Annotated in this window: 12 protein-coding genes; 5 read left to right on the forward strand and 7 right to left on the reverse strand. The window is 39.5% G+C overall.

Annotated features, from left to right (window positions below):
* The first annotated feature begins 103 nt into the window (after positions 1-103).
* Positions 104-2,776, forward strand: coding sequence for a bifunctional acetate--CoA ligase family protein/GNAT family N-acetyltransferase (locus NQT69_RS09085; protein WP_256827338.1), 2,673 nt, complete (start codon positions 104-106; stop codon positions 2,774-2,776).
* A gap of 33 nt (positions 2,777-2,809) precedes the next feature.
* Positions 2,810-3,757 carry an ion transporter gene (locus tag NQT69_RS09090; RefSeq protein WP_256827339.1) on the forward strand — a complete coding sequence of 316 codons (948 nt, stop codon included), beginning with the start codon at positions 2,810-2,812 and terminating at the stop codon, positions 3,755-3,757.
* Between the two features lie 72 nt (positions 3,758-3,829).
* Here the strand turns inward: NQT69_RS09090 and NQT69_RS09095 are convergent, their stop codons facing one another.
* The 3 genes from NQT69_RS09095 to NQT69_RS09105 are packed head-to-tail and all read right to left on the reverse strand — an operon-like array spanning position 3,830 to position 8,978.
* Positions 3,830-8,338, reverse strand: a complete 4,509-nt coding sequence (locus tag NQT69_RS09095) for an EAL domain-containing protein (protein ID WP_256827340.1) — start codon at positions 8,336-8,338, stop codon at positions 3,830-3,832.
* Positions 8,339-8,363: 25 nt separating this feature from the next.
* Positions 8,364-8,771: a GNAT family N-acetyltransferase gene (locus NQT69_RS09100; RefSeq protein WP_256827341.1), complete on the reverse strand. Its 408-nt coding sequence runs from the start codon at positions 8,769-8,771 to the stop codon at positions 8,364-8,366.
* A gap of 3 nt (positions 8,772-8,774) precedes the next feature.
* Complete coding sequence (locus NQT69_RS09105) at positions 8,775-8,978, reverse strand: DUF3283 family protein (protein WP_256827342.1); 204 nt, start codon at positions 8,976-8,978, stop codon at positions 8,775-8,777.
* A gap of 148 nt (positions 8,979-9,126) precedes the next feature.
* Between NQT69_RS09105 and NQT69_RS09110 the strand changes: the two genes are divergently transcribed.
* Entirely contained in the window at positions 9,127-9,822 is a 696-nt protein-coding gene (locus tag NQT69_RS09110; protein ID WP_256827343.1) for a transporter substrate-binding domain-containing protein, read from the forward strand.
* On the opposite strand, the gene NQT69_RS09115 is transcribed toward NQT69_RS09110, so the two are convergent.
* From NQT69_RS09115 to zntR, 4 genes are all read right to left on the reverse strand, one after another.
* Positions 9,819-10,064, reverse strand: a complete 246-nt coding sequence (locus tag NQT69_RS09115; RefSeq protein ID WP_256827344.1) for a DUF1289 domain-containing protein — start codon at positions 10,062-10,064, stop codon at positions 9,819-9,821. The genes NQT69_RS09110 and NQT69_RS09115 overlap by 4 nt on opposite strands.
* 98 nt (positions 10,065-10,162) lie before the next feature.
* Positions 10,163-11,296 carry a lysophospholipid acyltransferase family protein gene (locus NQT69_RS09120; RefSeq protein ID WP_256827345.1) on the reverse strand — a complete coding sequence of 378 codons (1,134 nt, stop codon included), beginning with the start codon at positions 11,294-11,296 and terminating at the stop codon, positions 10,163-10,165.
* A 160-nt stretch (positions 11,297-11,456) separates the two neighbouring features.
* On the reverse strand, positions 11,457-12,674 hold the full coding sequence (locus NQT69_RS09125) for an SO_0444 family Cu/Zn efflux transporter (RefSeq protein ID WP_256827346.1): 1,218 nt from the start codon (positions 12,672-12,674) through the stop codon (positions 11,457-11,459).
* On the reverse strand, positions 12,658-13,071 hold the full coding sequence (gene zntR, locus NQT69_RS09130) for a Zn(2+)-responsive transcriptional regulator (protein WP_256827442.1): 414 nt from the start codon (positions 13,069-13,071) through the stop codon (positions 12,658-12,660). The genes NQT69_RS09125 and zntR overlap by 17 nt, the downstream gene beginning before the upstream one ends.
* 96 nt (positions 13,072-13,167) lie before the next feature.
* On the opposite strand from zntR, the gene NQT69_RS09135 reads away from it, so the two are divergent.
* Together NQT69_RS09135 and NQT69_RS09140 are read left to right on the forward strand one after the other, a co-directional pair.
* A complete protein-coding gene (locus NQT69_RS09135; protein ID WP_256827347.1) occupies positions 13,168-14,112 on the forward strand; it encodes a D-2-hydroxyacid dehydrogenase in 945 nt (314 codons plus the stop codon).
* Between the two features lie 165 nt (positions 14,113-14,277).
* The gene (locus NQT69_RS09140; protein ID WP_256827348.1) at positions 14,278-14,661 is read left to right on the forward strand and encodes a DUF3192 domain-containing protein; all 384 of its coding nucleotides are present in this window, start codon (positions 14,278-14,280) and stop codon (positions 14,659-14,661) included.
* The last annotated feature ends 3 nt before the right edge of the window (positions 14,662-14,664 follow it).

The raw sequence follows: 14,664 nt of genomic DNA on the forward strand, positions 1-14,664 counted from the left end.
TATAAGTACTCGAAAAATAGCACTAAACAGTGTTACATTGAATTTTAAATGATAGAGTTTAAGTGATTAACCTTAACCGCCCCTTTACAGCGAAGGAAAAGCTATGAGTGTAAAGCGCATCAGCCAATTTTTTAACCCCACCTCGGTTGCCGTTATAGGCGCATCGAATAATGCGTCTCGTGCGGGTTTTATCGTTATGCGAAATTTACTTCAGGGTGGTTTCAAGGGCCCTATTATGCCAGTCAGTCCGAATCACAAAGCGGTCCACGGTGTATTAGCTTACGCTTCTATTGCAGCATTACCTAAAGTACCGGATTTAGCTGTTATTTGTACCAATAAACATACCGTGACAGCAATTATTAAAGAGCTTGGTGAGTTTGGTTGTAAAAATGCGGTAGTCATCGCGGCGGGATTGAGTATAGAGCAAAAGCAAGCATTGCAAGAGGCTGCTAAAAATGCCAACGTCTCATTACTTGGACCAAATTGCCTCGGGTTATTAATTCCTCATATTGGCTTAAATGCGAGCTTTTCACACACAGTTACAACTCCCGGTAAAATAGCCTTTGTCTCTCAATCTGCTGCAGTATGTTCAACTATATTAGATTGGGCAAAAAACAAAGAAATTGGCTTTTCATATTTTGTTTCAGTCGGTGATTGTTTAGATATCGATTTTGCTGAATTGTTAGATTTTTTAGGCAGAGACGCAAAAACCAAAGCCATTTTATTGTATATAGACAATATAGAAAACATTCGCAGCTTTATCTCAGCAGCTCGTGCTGCCGCATTTAGTAAACCAGTTATTGCAATAAAAACCGGCAAAACCACTGCTGGGGCACTTGCCGCAGAAATTCATACCGGTGGAAAACAAAGTTCAGATGCCGTTTACGATGCCCTATTCCAACGCGCCGGTATGCTAAGAGTAAGCGACTTAACAGAGCTCTTTGCCGCGACGCAAACATTAGCGATGCACCCAAAGTTATTACAAGTTGAGCAACTTACTATCTTAACGAATGGAGGCGGCCCTGGTGTAATGGCTGTCGATAGCTTATTGCAAAGCTCGGGAAAGTTAGCGCAGCTTAGTGAAGAAACGCGTATCGCACTCAATAAAGTTATTCCGCAATCCGATATGACTTCTAATCCGGTTGATATCTTTGGCGATTCATCCCCAGCCCGTTATAAACAAGCACTGGAAATATTGCTGCATGCTAAAGAAGTAAAAAACTTATTAATTATTCACACTCCTTCAGCGATAGCACCCAGTGAAGAGTATGCGCAAATTATTGCGCAGACATTAAATAAGCTGCCCAAAATGGCTCGTCCTTATGTGATCACTAATTTTATGGGGGAAGATGCAGCCTACGCAGCCAGAAAACTCTGCAGCAACTTTGCAATTCCAACTTACCGCACACCTGAAGGAGCGGTCAGAGCTTTTATGCATTTAGTTATTTATCGACGCAACCAAAAGCACCTGACCCAAACACCTGAATCCAATACTGATGATGCTCAAATCAATAAACAAGCCGCTAAAACTCTCGTTAATGAGTTTTTAAACGATGAACAAAGCTACCTTTCAACTCATCAAGCCAGCCAAGTACTTACTCATTATGGCATTGAGTGTATTCAAACTGAGGTTGCTTTCACTCCTACCGAAGCAAAAGAGCAAGCTATTGAACTTGGGTTTCCTGTAGCGCTAAAATTAATAAGCCCAAGCATTCCATCTAAATCAGAAGTCGGGGGGGTTGTATTAAATCTTAATGATGCTCAAGAGGTTGAACAAACAGCATTCGCCATGCTGCTACGAATTAAGAACACTTACCCTGATGCGATTATTGAAGGCTTCTCGTTACAAAAAATGGCACCGCGTGCGGGGGCAAATGAACTGCGTATCGCAATTAAAACTGAGCCTAACTTTGGCCCAGTGATTTTAATTGGTGAAGCAGGAACTGGATTAGAGTTTGGCCAAGCCGCCGTCGCTTTACCACCGCTAAATATGAACTTAGCAAAATACTTAATTGCCGCAGCGCACGACAAAGGGGTACTAAAAGATCGTATCCTGCCAGAAAAAGTAGATAAATATCGATTATGCGCTTTGCTAACTCGCGTATCACAACTTGTGATTGATCAACCTGATATTACTTCTGTAGAGCTAAACCCTATTCTAGCGAGCAATGGGCAATTTTTAGTGCTAGATGCAACCATGACTTTAAATCGCTACCAAATACAAAGTCACCGCAAACGTTTATCGATACGCCCTTACCCTATCGAACTGGTAAAAAGCGTAACGTTAAAAGATGCTAGCCACGCAATTTTACGGCCTATAAAACCTGAAGATGAACAAGCCCATCAAGCATTTGATCAGTCACTAACCAAAGAAGATCGCTATAAACGTTTTTTTGGCGAGCTACCGCAATTTAATCATGATCAACTCGCAAAAATGACGCAAATTGATTATGACCGTGAAATGGCTTTTATAGTGACGCAACAGCAAAACGAACAGCAACTTACTTTAGGCGTATCAAGAGTACTGATGGATCCTGATAAAACTCGCGCTGAATTTGCAATAGTTGTACGTTCTAACTGCCAAGGGTTAGGACTCGGTAGTATGCTAATGCGTGCTGCTATTGAATACTGCCAAAGCCAAGGGGTGCAATTTATTGAAGGGATCACCTTACCTGAAAATACCGGTATGATCGAGCTTGCTCGCAAGCTAGGCTTTAAAATTAGCCGCGATTTTGAAGAAGGTAGCATCAATATGCTGCTGGAATTAACTACATAGCATTAACTAAATAGATTAAATACGGATACAAATTTGAACACTTTAAGAAAACGCACAGCCCTTTTGCTTGAGGGTAATGGCGAATACACCAAAGCCGGACACATACTAGACATTTTTTTAATTACATTAATTATGATTAATGTAATTGCAATTGTCCTTGAGTCCATAGTAAACCTAGCACAAACATACACCTATGAATTTCTCATGCTAGAAATTGTCTCAGTAAGTATCTTTGCTATTGAATATGGACTTCGGCTTTGGTCTTGTGTTGACCGTACTGAATATAAAAGCATGGCAACAAGTAACTTTAAACGGCGAATTAAATTTATATTTTCGCCGTTAGCCCTAATAGATTTACTTGCGATTTTACCAACCCTATTAATGTTCTTTATCGCATTCGATTTACGCTTCTTAAGAGTATTCAGGTTGCTACGCGTATTCAAGTTGACCCGTTACTCCCGCGCAATGCAGCTGTTATTACAGTCGTTTCGTGATGAAAGCAGCTCTCTAATGGCCGCCTTTTTTATCATGGCCGTGGTACTTATTTTAGCTTCTTGCGGTATTTACCTAATTGAGCATGATATTCAGCCTGATAAGTTTGGCTCTATTCCCGCTGCGATGTGGTGGGCCATGGCAACACTAACAACCGTAGGTTATGGTGATGTGGTGCCTGTCACGCCTCTGGGACGCTTTTTTGGTGGAGTAATTACCTTATTGAGCATGGGTATGGTGGCCATTCCTACCGGCCTATTAGCCTCTAGTTTTTCAGAGCAATTACGTAAACGCCGCCTTCATTTTAATGATGCGGTCCATGAAAGGCTCCATAACGGAAAATTAGATAATGAACAAATTGAACACCTAGAAACACTGCGCATTAAACTGGGATTAAACAAACAAGAAGCGAATAAAATAATCAAAGAACAGTTAAATGCTCGCACTCAGTACATGTATTGCCGCCACTGTGGTGCAAGACAAGACTAGGTTATAGGTACATAATAAATCGTTGTTAACGCTATAAAAATTTTACTATAGCGTTAATCTTACATTGATAAGCTAATCTATTTTTAAAACTGTGCTCCAATCCTGATCCAATAACGCCGTTACGTCATCCCCAGGGACTGGTTTACTAAACAGATAACCTTGGAACATATTACAACCCAGCTCACGCAAAAACCTCAATTGCGCTATGGTTTCAACACCTTCAGCAACACACGCCTTACCTAAGCTGTTGGCAAGTGCCATCGTTGATTCAATAATAGCTTCATCACCACTATCTATACCAATATCGTTGACAAAGCTGCGATCTATTTTTAAAACATCAATTGGAAAACGTTTTAAGTAAGTTAATGACGCATAACCAGTGCCAAAATCGTCCATGTATAATCGACAACCTAGTTGCTTTAATCTCTGCATGCTTTTTAGCGCGTACTCGGACTCATTCATAAGCATAGATTCCGTGATCTCAAACACCACAGTATCAGGACTCACATTGGCACTACGTAACGCCGTATTTATTTCTTCCACTAAACCTTGGTATTCAAAATCTAATGCTGATAGGTTGATTGATACATACAAGTTAGGGTTGATTAATTGCCATTGTTTCAACTCAATTAATGCGCGAGACAAGGTTTGTAGCATAATTTTAGTGATCAATCCCATGCTTTCAGCCACAAGAGAAAACTCTTGTGTGCTATTTTCTGTGTTGTCAGGCCAGCGTAATAACACTTCAAATCCCTCAACTTTCTGCTGGTCAGCATTAACAATCGGCTGATAATGATTACAAAACTTATGTTCTTTATATGCTTTCGTTATTTGAGACTCTAGGTGCAAAGCTCTTTGCACATGTAAATTCATCTCTTGCTTATAAAACTGGTAACACCCTTCTGCACTTTTTTTAGCATGATACAAAGCCACATCGGCGGCTTTAAGTAAATTCTTACTTGTCTGTGCATCATAAGGGTACATGGCTACACCTATACTTAGGTTCACACTAACTGTTTGCTCTGTTAAAACAATACCTTCAGCAACACTATTCATTATTTTTGCACATAGCAGTACAACTTCTTCAATCTGTTCTACATCTTCAACAAGTAACATAAATTCGTCACCATTAAACCGGGCAATACTGTCATTACTGCGTAACCGTGACTTAATACGCTTGGCTACCATCTTAATAATAATATCTGCCGCTTCATGACCGAGTGAGTCATTAAAGTGCTTAAACCGCTTTATATTGATATTTAACAGGGCAACCTTACTATGGTGTGACTTTGCTTGCTCTAGGGCGTGAAGTACACGGTCATTAAATAAAGTTCTATTAGGTAGCCCGGTAAGACCATCATAGTTGGCTAATAAAAACAGTTCGTTTTCAGCCATTTTTTGTGCATGAATATCAGTTAAAATAACGACATAACTCTCAAGGCGGTTATCATTGCCCGCTACAGCACTTATTTTAATAAGTACATGGCGTAGTTCACCATTTGCTAAACGCACACTATCTTCTGCACTATAATGCTCGCCCACTTGTTGTTCTCTCATTATCCGTAAGTAGTTGATTCGAGCAGTACGGCTCATACCAAGCTTCAATGAACGACTTGAGTGAAACTCTGCAGAAAAGTTAAACGCCGTTTGCAGTGATTGATTGGTCGCTAAAATCCGTAAATTTTTATCCAGTATAAACACCCAATCACGTGTTTGCTCAAATGCGGCACCAAACAAACGGGCGTGCTCTTCAAAAACCAGTTCGCGAGTCATATTTGTGTAAGTACCCGCAACTTTATCTGGCGTACTTCCCTGCCAAGCGACGACCTTGCCAAAGTCTTTATACCAACGCCAATTACCTGCTTTATGGCGTAAACGATAAGTGCAATTAAAATACCCTTTATCTGTTGATAAAAACTCTAACCATTCAAGACGAAATTTTTGTTTATCTTGTGGATGGATTTTCATCAAGTAATCATCTAAATTTACCGCGTCAACATTGTAGCCTAATTCATCTTTTAAGCGTGGCTGATAGATAATAGGGCTTGATGACTGCCAATCCCACACGCCTGACTGACTCCCTTCAAGCGCTAACTTTAACCTCGCTTCACTTTCTTGGCTTTCTCTGTGCGCAAGCATGAGAATTTGCTGAATTCGATTGCGGCGCATAACCCATGCAGTCACAATTACAACCAACAGCACGGCATAAAGTGCTATAAACATAGGCGAACGCCATAATGGATATTTCACCTCGATGTCCAATGTTGCAGGGTGGGTATAATCTCCCGTGAGTGGATCTTTAGCCCAAATTTTTAATTGATATTCACCTGGGTTGAGCTTAGGAAATAATACTCGGTTGTTATTTCGGGTATATGATTTTTGTCCGTCAGATAACTGGTATTCATAGATAATTCGCTCTTGATAATTAAAAGCCATTGCTGAGAAAGCAACTTCAAGCCCAATATCATCATGCTCTAATACCACTTTTTTTATGGGTTGCTTTAAATCAACGGCTAACTCCCGAGACATAACATCAACACTGGTAACGTTCACGTGTTCAATGAGCGCATGCTCAGGCGTATTATCTTTGGGATAAAAGTATGTCAGCCCTTTAAGTGTTCCGTATACAATTTGCCCTGTTTTTAAGCGGGTAAAAGCACCACTATTAAACTCAGTCGACACCACGCCTTCGGAGGTAGTAAATTGTTGAAAATGTTTATTCTCAGGATTTAAGCGCCAGATACCTTTGTGGCTACTCATCCAAATCATCCCAAACTCATCAAGCACCATATCATACAGTAGCGTACCTAATTTATTTTTATCTAAGTCAATCGTGTGTAGCAGTTTATAGTTTGTAGCATCGAGTCCGATTAATCCAAAATTAGATAATGAAATCCATAACACATTGTTTTTATCAACAATATAAGACATAACATTAACGGCTACATTTTCGTGCTGTTCGGGAACAGTGTAAATTTTTGATAATGCGTAAGTATCTGGATCAACATGATAAAGTACTCCCGCATTATAAAATAGTGGGGATTTTGGCCGAGTCGAAATAGGAGGCAAAAAGCCATACGCTAAAAAAGGTTCAAAGTTTTCAAACTCACCAACTAAGGGAGTAATCGTTTGTGTATCGATATTATAAATAAACATGCCATGTTCAGGATGAACATAAAACAGCTGTCCATTGGGCATTAACACCGAGCCATGTACCCAGCCATCAATTAAATGCTGTTGACTTGAATCTTGCGTTTTAGCAGGCAATATTTCATAACTATGTGGGTCAAAACTAAAAACACCTCGGTTTGTATGTAACCACAACTTATCTTTATAAGGTGTTACTTTGTAGATACTAAATTCAGTAGTAAATAAATCGACCTGATAGTCTTTTAAAAAGACCTCACTTTCTAGTGTTGTTAAATCAACAGCGGTTAAACCATTATGCGTTGCTAACCATACACGCCCCTCAAATTCAGTGATACTCCAAATTGACGGGTGAGATAGTCCATCGCCTTTAATTTTACTCTCATCAAGATTCTCAAAATGATAATTATCTAGCGGTAAGTAAAAAGCGCCATCACTTTTAGTGGCAGTCCACATTGCGCCATTTTTATCTTTAACAATATCAATAATACTCGTATCTGAAAGGGTATACTCACTTTGCTGAATTCGTGTGTTTTTGATCAACTCGCCGGTCTTTGCATTATATTTAAACAGCCCTTTATCTGTGCCTAAGTCATATATTCCTTGTTCGTTAATAATTTTCCAAATATTAAGATCAGGCAATAATGTCGTATTTTTAAAAGGGGTATCAGGTCGTTCAAACATACTCGGTAAATCACTAATATCAACCTCGTATAAACCGCGTACAGCGCCGACTAAAAGTTTATTATTTTCACCTAAAGCAAATGACTTTATATAGTTTTGATAGATGTGCTCAGGCTCACTGCTAAGGTGTTCAAGCGGGCGATATTGCCCTGTGCTAATATGATAAACGTAGGCGCCGCTACTCGTGGCGATAAAAATATAACCTTGATGATAAAACAAATCTCTAATAACTGTACTTCGAGTTCGCTCTGGTAGTTCAAATATAGTTTCGATTGTGCCAGTGGCTAAATCAAGGCGAGCAAAATCCCAGCCTCTGCCAATCCATAATGTTTTATCGTCAGCGGCAATCATACTGAACACTGATTGGCTTAATATTTGTTCTTCACTGAGGGGTTTTGATAAATATTGTTGATAGCTATCGGTTACCGGATCATAGCGAAACAAACCCGCTAATAAAGAGGCTATCCAAATGTAACCTTCAGGATCTTGATATATTCGATCAATGATAACTTCATCGAGTTCGCCATTAGGACCTGCAATATGCAGTACTTGGTAACCATCATAACGATTTAAACCGCCTTCCGTAGCTAGCCAAAGATAGCCATTATTATCAATGAGCATTTTGCTTACGTAGCTTTGAGAGAGCCCTTCACTGGGAGATAAACGTTTAACCTTAGCAATTGCCTGATCAGTTATAACAATGCAGCTGGCGATCACCGTAAAAATTAAAATTCTTAACCAGGTACCCATTTATTATCCCAATTCTTATTACATGTTATTTAGGCTGACACTGTAAAGCGACGACATTACGCTGCTGATACACTTTAAGTAGTGTCGATATAGGTGGTGGTAATGTTAACACAAAGTTAAACCCAATTGAGCGATAAAAATCAATTAAACTTTGGTATGCAAAAGTAAAAATCACCTTTTGCTGCTCAGCTATCAAGGCTAGCAATAACCTTTTTGCAATCCCCTGAGCCCGCCAATTAGAATCGACAAATAAAGTCGATAAAAACAAATGCTCATCACGGTTCTGAATGCGACACGCCGCAATAATCTCAGCAGCAGAATAAACAACCCAAACATCATCTTGTTTAGTTGCCCGCCCTCTTGCTCCATGCTTATCGTAAAACTTATTTACTAATGGCGTTTTAATAGGATCTAAACGAACTACACGGATCACACATTAGCCCTGCATTAAGGCAAGATATTGCTCAAACTGTTGTTTCAAAAATGTTTGCTCCGCAACTGGGCGACTATTAATAGTGCTGTACACGTTCTCACGCGTATTTTTACCGCGTTTAATTTGGTATGCCCAAAATGACGCTTCATAATCGAGTTGAATTTGATATTTTTGTTCACGAGGCAATGAACATAAGTTGTATGACATAACTTCCAACTATTTATAGAACAATACGTTAGTTCTAAGTATATCAAACATTTTGTTATTGTAAGTAAAAGACTCTGCTACGGCCCTTGCACTAAATAAAATTTAACAGTAAATTAGTGGCGATTTTTCGTCCCATTTTGGAAACACCTTGTTAAAAAAGCTGCTTATTTTAATCTACCTAGTTCCCCTGCTATTTCCCATTTTTGGCGAAGCGAAGAGTAAACATTTACTGTTTAACCGCCCAGCAGATTCATCTCAAGCAAGGTATGTTATTGATTTAATGTCAATAGCTTATGATAAACTTGGCTACAAAATGCATATTATCGACTTTAATCACCAAAGCGCATTAGCTGCCGCTAATAATGGCACTTTAGATGGTCAACTAGGCCGTATCAGTTCAATTTCTGAGCAGTATAAAAACTTACACCTTATAGACTTTCCGCTGTTTGAATTTAATTTAATCTTATTAAAAAATTGTCTTCACTGTAGCTTTGAGCAATTAAACAGTATTGCAATACAAGCAGGTTACCCAGCAGCACAAGATTATTTAGATAACAATCCCTTTATTGGTAATGTAGTACGGGTTAAAAGCGTGACAGCACAGTTGAATTTACTCACGCAAAAAAAAGTCAGCGGTTTAATATTATTAGACTTTATACTACACACAAAACACCCCAGTTTTGACATGTCACAATTTCAAACAGAAGTATTTACACCAATCCAAAGCTTTCATTTTTTGCATACCCGGCATAAAGCATTGATACCTAAATTAGAAGCTGAATTACGCAGGCTGAACGAAAATGGTACTGTGCAATTTTTAAGAGCTAAATACCAACTTGATTAAAAATCAAATCCGCCTTGCTCTGGGTTTTGGGGTTTATCAGCGGTCGTTCGTTGCTTTTGTAAGTAGCGCTTATAGCGTTGTTGGCAAAGGTTAAGCACCTTCTTTTTTTCCGCGTTTGTAAATGAATTCCATGCAAAGCGCTCTTCACGGCTGCGATAGCAACCTTTGCAATACCCCCGGTTATTTACTTCGCAAATACTTTTGCAGGGGCTAGGAATTTCAAATATTTCAATTTGTTGCATTAACAATACGCGGTAGATTCAATATACAAAGAGTATAGCCCGTTTTTTAGACAAAAAAAAAGCCGCTATCAATGCGGCTTAATTCTCTGAGCTACGTTTTAATCACAACTCTCACTGCTGTTTATTTCTGCTTTACGATGAAATGGCTTGGCATACATAGCCATCACAAGAGGTTTAAGCTCTTGTGGCACATTGGCCATGCGCTGTTCGAACGCTTTAGCATCGGCTTTATCAATAACCGCTTGCTGACAACCACCAGCAATATAATTTCCTGGATGCAAAAAGAATGAATCAACTATTTGCTGATCGATTGTTTTCGCTAATTGCTCTGGCGAATCACAGCCTGATTCAATAGGTTGACCAAAGGCTAAATGTACATGCCCTTTAGCAGCACTGAAGCCTTCAACAATACTAGCAATATCTTCACCTGCCGATTTTACATACTGCCCATGCTGCTGTTTATGATACAACTCTTTCGCTTTCGCTATAGCACATGGCTCGTATTGGTAAGAAATAGATACAGGTACAATTTTTAACTCTCTAACATAGTCTGCGAATTCTTTCTTCTGCTTGCGCCCTTGTAACTGAAGCATTTTCAATAAAGCGGGGTCGGTTTGATCGAAACCATCTTTAGCACGCCCTTCTTTTTGCGCAATCCAGATTGAATTGCCTTCGGTTAGTGAGTCATAAATGTAAGCAGACAACTGTGAAAGCGCTTTAAGCATTTCTTTCGGTGCTTTTGCCGAACGCTTTACAATAAAACTTTTATTTAATCGCATTAACTCTGTGATATACGGAATTTGCAGTAAATTATCACCAATGGCAATCCGAACCGTTTTCATATTGTGGCTAAACAAACCCCAATTCACTAATGCAGGATCAAGTACAATATCGCGATGATTTGAAATAAATAAATATGCCTGCTTAGGGTCAAGCTGATCAAGCCCAGAAAAAGTTACTTCTGAAGTTGTACGTTTAACTAATAAGCCAAGGTATTTAGCTACGACTTGTTGTACCTGTTCAACTGAGCTTATATCGCCCCATTTTTTTTGTAACTGCCGTCTGACTAAAAAGCGCGAGAAAAAAGGAATAGCGGAAACAAATCGCGGTAAATTATATTTCGCTAACACATCAATAAATGCATTGTCATTAATTAAGCGCGTAACCGAATCGGCTACTTCATCGTCATTATAAGGTCTTATATCGGCGTACTTATCCACTAATTCACTCATTACTGCATCTATAAAGTTAAAAAAACGGCACGCAAAGTACGTACCGTTTATAATCTATTGCCGATTATAACTCAGGCAAACTAAAATGCGAACTAAGTCGCACTGACGAGTATTAAACTTGGTTTGTCATATAATAGAAAAAGCAATTAATAACAGAGCATTATGCAATGCTCTTACCAGTTGCAGTAAACCTTGCCCGAACATCAATGAGCAGCAAACGCAGCATTAACAGTATTAGCACTAGCCCACAAATCATGCTAAACCAATAAGGAAGTATCTCATGCTCTTCACCTAATAATGGGCTCACCACAAAGCCAAATTCAGCCACTAAGAAATCTGTTAAGAAGCCAAATGCTATGGCAACACCAATAACTCCTGTTAAGTAGGCCACCACTGCCCGCCTGCCAAGTTCATTCGCTACCACTCCTAAAGTAGCTACATTAGTGGCAGGTCCAGCTAACATAAATACAAGTACTGCACCTGGCGCAACACCACTTAATAGTAACCCCGCGGCTATTGGTGTAGATGCTGTGGCACATATATACATAGGGATGCTAATTAAAATAACCACAGTCATTGCCAAAATACCGCTCCCCCACTGCGTTAAAAACGACTCTGGTACATAAGTTTGCACTAAGGCCGCAAAAAATAAGCCGATCACCAGCCAGATCATAGTATCAGACAGTAACTTATTACAACTGAAGGTAATCGCTTGTTGTATTTTTTGCCACTGCGTTGGCTTTTCCTGCAGCTCACTTTCACAGCAAGATGCTGAAGTTACTGTTTCTGTATTGGTTTTAGCACAACACGTAATTTTAGGCTCTTGCTGCTTGTCATCATCAGTTGCACAACAACTTGATGTACTTATCTGTTGTGGCTGTTTACTCGCACAACCTGATGTTGACACATGAGACGTTTCACTTTTTGTACAACAACTTGCTGGCGTATGTTGATCAGCATTTTGTTTTTTTCCACCTTTAACGGCATCGCGCCCAACTAAAACACCCGCAACAATGGCGCTACAAATAGCCGCTATTGGCCTGATAATGGCCATAAATGGGCCAAGCAAAACATAAGATACTGAAACTGAATCAACGCCAGTTTCGGGGGTTGATACTAAAAACGCTGTAGTCGCGCTTTTAGATGCACCCGCGCGGCGCAGCCCTATCGCAGCAGGAATAACACCACATGAACACAGTGGCATAGGCGCACCTATTAATGCCGCTTTGACTGTCGTCCAAAAGCCTTCTTTACCTAAGTGTTTATTTAAGAAGTTAGCCGGCAAATAAACGTTCAAAACCCCAGCTATTAATAAACCAAGCATTAACCATGGAGCAGACAGTAAAAATAATTGCCAAAAATTAGTCAGTAAGTCCATCTATATCCTCCAACGTTGTTAAAATCGAACAGTTGTCAGCAAGCTCTTCACCGCCACAACATTTATCCGCTAATACTGATAATGATTGGTGAAAGCGCATAAGCTCTGCAATGCGCTCAGCGACCAGATCACGCTTTTGAATCGTTAAACTTTTCACCTCTTGGCATGAATGCTGGTGCTTATAAAGTTTAATAGTTAGTAACTCTTTAATTTCAGTTAAACTAAAGCCAACACCTTTGGCCCGTAAAATAAACTGCATCTGCTTAAAATCAGCGTCACTGTAGTCACGATACCCCGCCTGCGTTCGTCGAGAAGGCGTTAACAAAGCATGCTTTTCATAGTACCTTAGGGTATCTGTAGATACACCTAGCTGAGCGGCAAATTCACCTATTTTCATCATCCTCTCCGATGAGTGTATTTTTAACTGATGCCCAGTATAAACCTTAGAGTACACACTAAGGTCAAGCATTTAAATTTTTATTTAAGGAAGTATATGAACATTACCCTACTCGACTCAGCCACACTGGCAAAGACTTCATTAGCTCCTTTTGAAAAACTAGGTCATTTTAAGCACTACACACACACAAGTGCAGAGCAAGTTGTTTGTCATAGCGAAAATGCGCATGTGTTAATTACAAATAAAGTCATTCTAAATCGAAGTACGCTGGCGCAACTACCTCAGTTAAAACTTATCTGCGTGGCCGCTACAGGCACAAACAATATCGACCTCGATGCAGCTAAAGAGCAAGGTATTGCTGTCACAAATGTAGCCGACTACTCGACGGCGTCGGTGGTACAACATACTTTTGCCTTAATAACCAATTTGCTAGGCAACAGCCACCGCTACATTATTGACAGTCAACAAGGTATGTGGCAAAAAAGCGCGATGTTTTGCAGGCTAGATTACCCAATTAACGAAATTGCAGGTAAAACATTTGTCATAATTGGCTATGGCTCACTAGGTAAAGCTGTTGCAGATGTAGCCAAAGCATTTGGTGCAAATGTGGTAATTAGTGAGCGTAAAGGTCATAGCCCTCGAGAAGGCAGAACTGAATTTACACAAGCAATTAAACAAGCAGACATTATAAGTATTCACTGCCCACTTACCGATGAAAGCCGCGATCTAATTAGTGCCCCAGAGCTTTTGCTGATGAAACCAAATGCAGTGTTAATAAATACAGCCCGTGGCGGGATTGTTAACGAAACCGAATTAGCTTACGCGCTAAGCCAAAGTCAAATTGCTGGTGCTGGGTTTGATGTATTAACAAAAGAACCGGCAGCTGAAGATAACCCCCTGGTGAATTACTCCGGTGATAACTTAATTTTAACTCCCCATATAGCCTGGGCGAGTGCAGAATCGATCAACCGTTTAGTTAGCCAAGTAAGTTTAAATATAAAAGCGTTTGCTCAAGGTGAGAGCCGTAACAGGTTGGTTTAATTTGCAACTTTTTGGTTATTAACACTAAAACCAGAGTGAAATTAATAACCAAAAAACTTCAATAGTTTATAACCAATTGATTATAAATCATTTAAAAAACTGGCCAACTATTTGCTATTACTAAGCTAATAATTTCACAATTAATTAGAACTTAGGAATAATAAAATGAAAAAATTGATGTTGGTAGCAGCACTTAGCGCCCCTCTACTTACTGGTTGTGTTATTGCAGTGTCAGATGGTGAAGCCGAAACTCATTGGGCAGGAGATTCATCAACTAGTTGGCAAAAACAACATAAAAACAATCGCGAAATAATTGCTAATTTAGCATTAGATAGCAACTATCAAATGGTTTTAAATCGCCTACATACACCCAATTTCACCGAGTTATTGAAAAAAGATGGCAATGTATACCAAGTCCTATTTTACGCGACTCACAGTATTCATTCAGATGGTAAGATGACCAAGGATGAATGCACCCCTTTAGTGTTTGAAAATGATAAATTAATTGGTGTTGGCGATACTATTTATCAATCACTTAGTGGTGAATAAAGT

The sequence above is a fragment of the Pseudoalteromonas shioyasakiensis genome (assembly GCF_024518675.1).
In the GTDB taxonomy this organism is placed as follows: Bacteria; Pseudomonadota; Gammaproteobacteria; order Enterobacterales; family Alteromonadaceae; genus Pseudoalteromonas; species Pseudoalteromonas shioyasakiensis_B.

Bases quoted from the DNA above. Each gene is read 5' to 3' on its own strand.
- NQT69_RS09085 (WP_256827338.1), top strand. From the start codon at position 104: ATGAGTGTAAAGCGCATCAGCCAATTTTTTAACCCCACCTCGGTTGCC.
- NQT69_RS09105 (WP_256827342.1), bottom strand. From the start codon at position 8,978: ATGTCATACAACTTATGTTCATTGCCTCGTGAACAAAAATATCAAATT.
- NQT69_RS09115 (WP_256827344.1), bottom strand. From the start codon at position 10,064: ATGCAACAAATTGAAATATTTGAAATTCCTAGCCCCTGCAAAAGTATT.
- NQT69_RS09135 (WP_256827347.1), top strand. From the start codon at position 13,168: ATGAACATTACCCTACTCGACTCAGCCACACTGGCAAAGACTTCATTA.
- zntR (WP_256827442.1), bottom strand. From the start codon at position 13,071: ATGAAAATAGGTGAATTTGCCGCTCAGCTAGGTGTATCTACAGATACC.
- NQT69_RS09120 (WP_256827345.1), bottom strand. From the start codon at position 11,296: ATGAGTGAATTAGTGGATAAGTACGCCGATATAAGACCTTATAATGAC.
- NQT69_RS09095 (WP_256827340.1), bottom strand. From the start codon at position 8,338: ATGGGTACCTGGTTAAGAATTTTAATTTTTACGGTGATCGCCAGCTGC.
- NQT69_RS09140 (WP_256827348.1), top strand. From the start codon at position 14,278: ATGAAAAAATTGATGTTGGTAGCAGCACTTAGCGCCCCTCTACTTACT.
- NQT69_RS09125 (WP_256827346.1), bottom strand. From the start codon at position 12,674: ATGGACTTACTGACTAATTTTTGGCAATTATTTTTACTGTCTGCTCCA.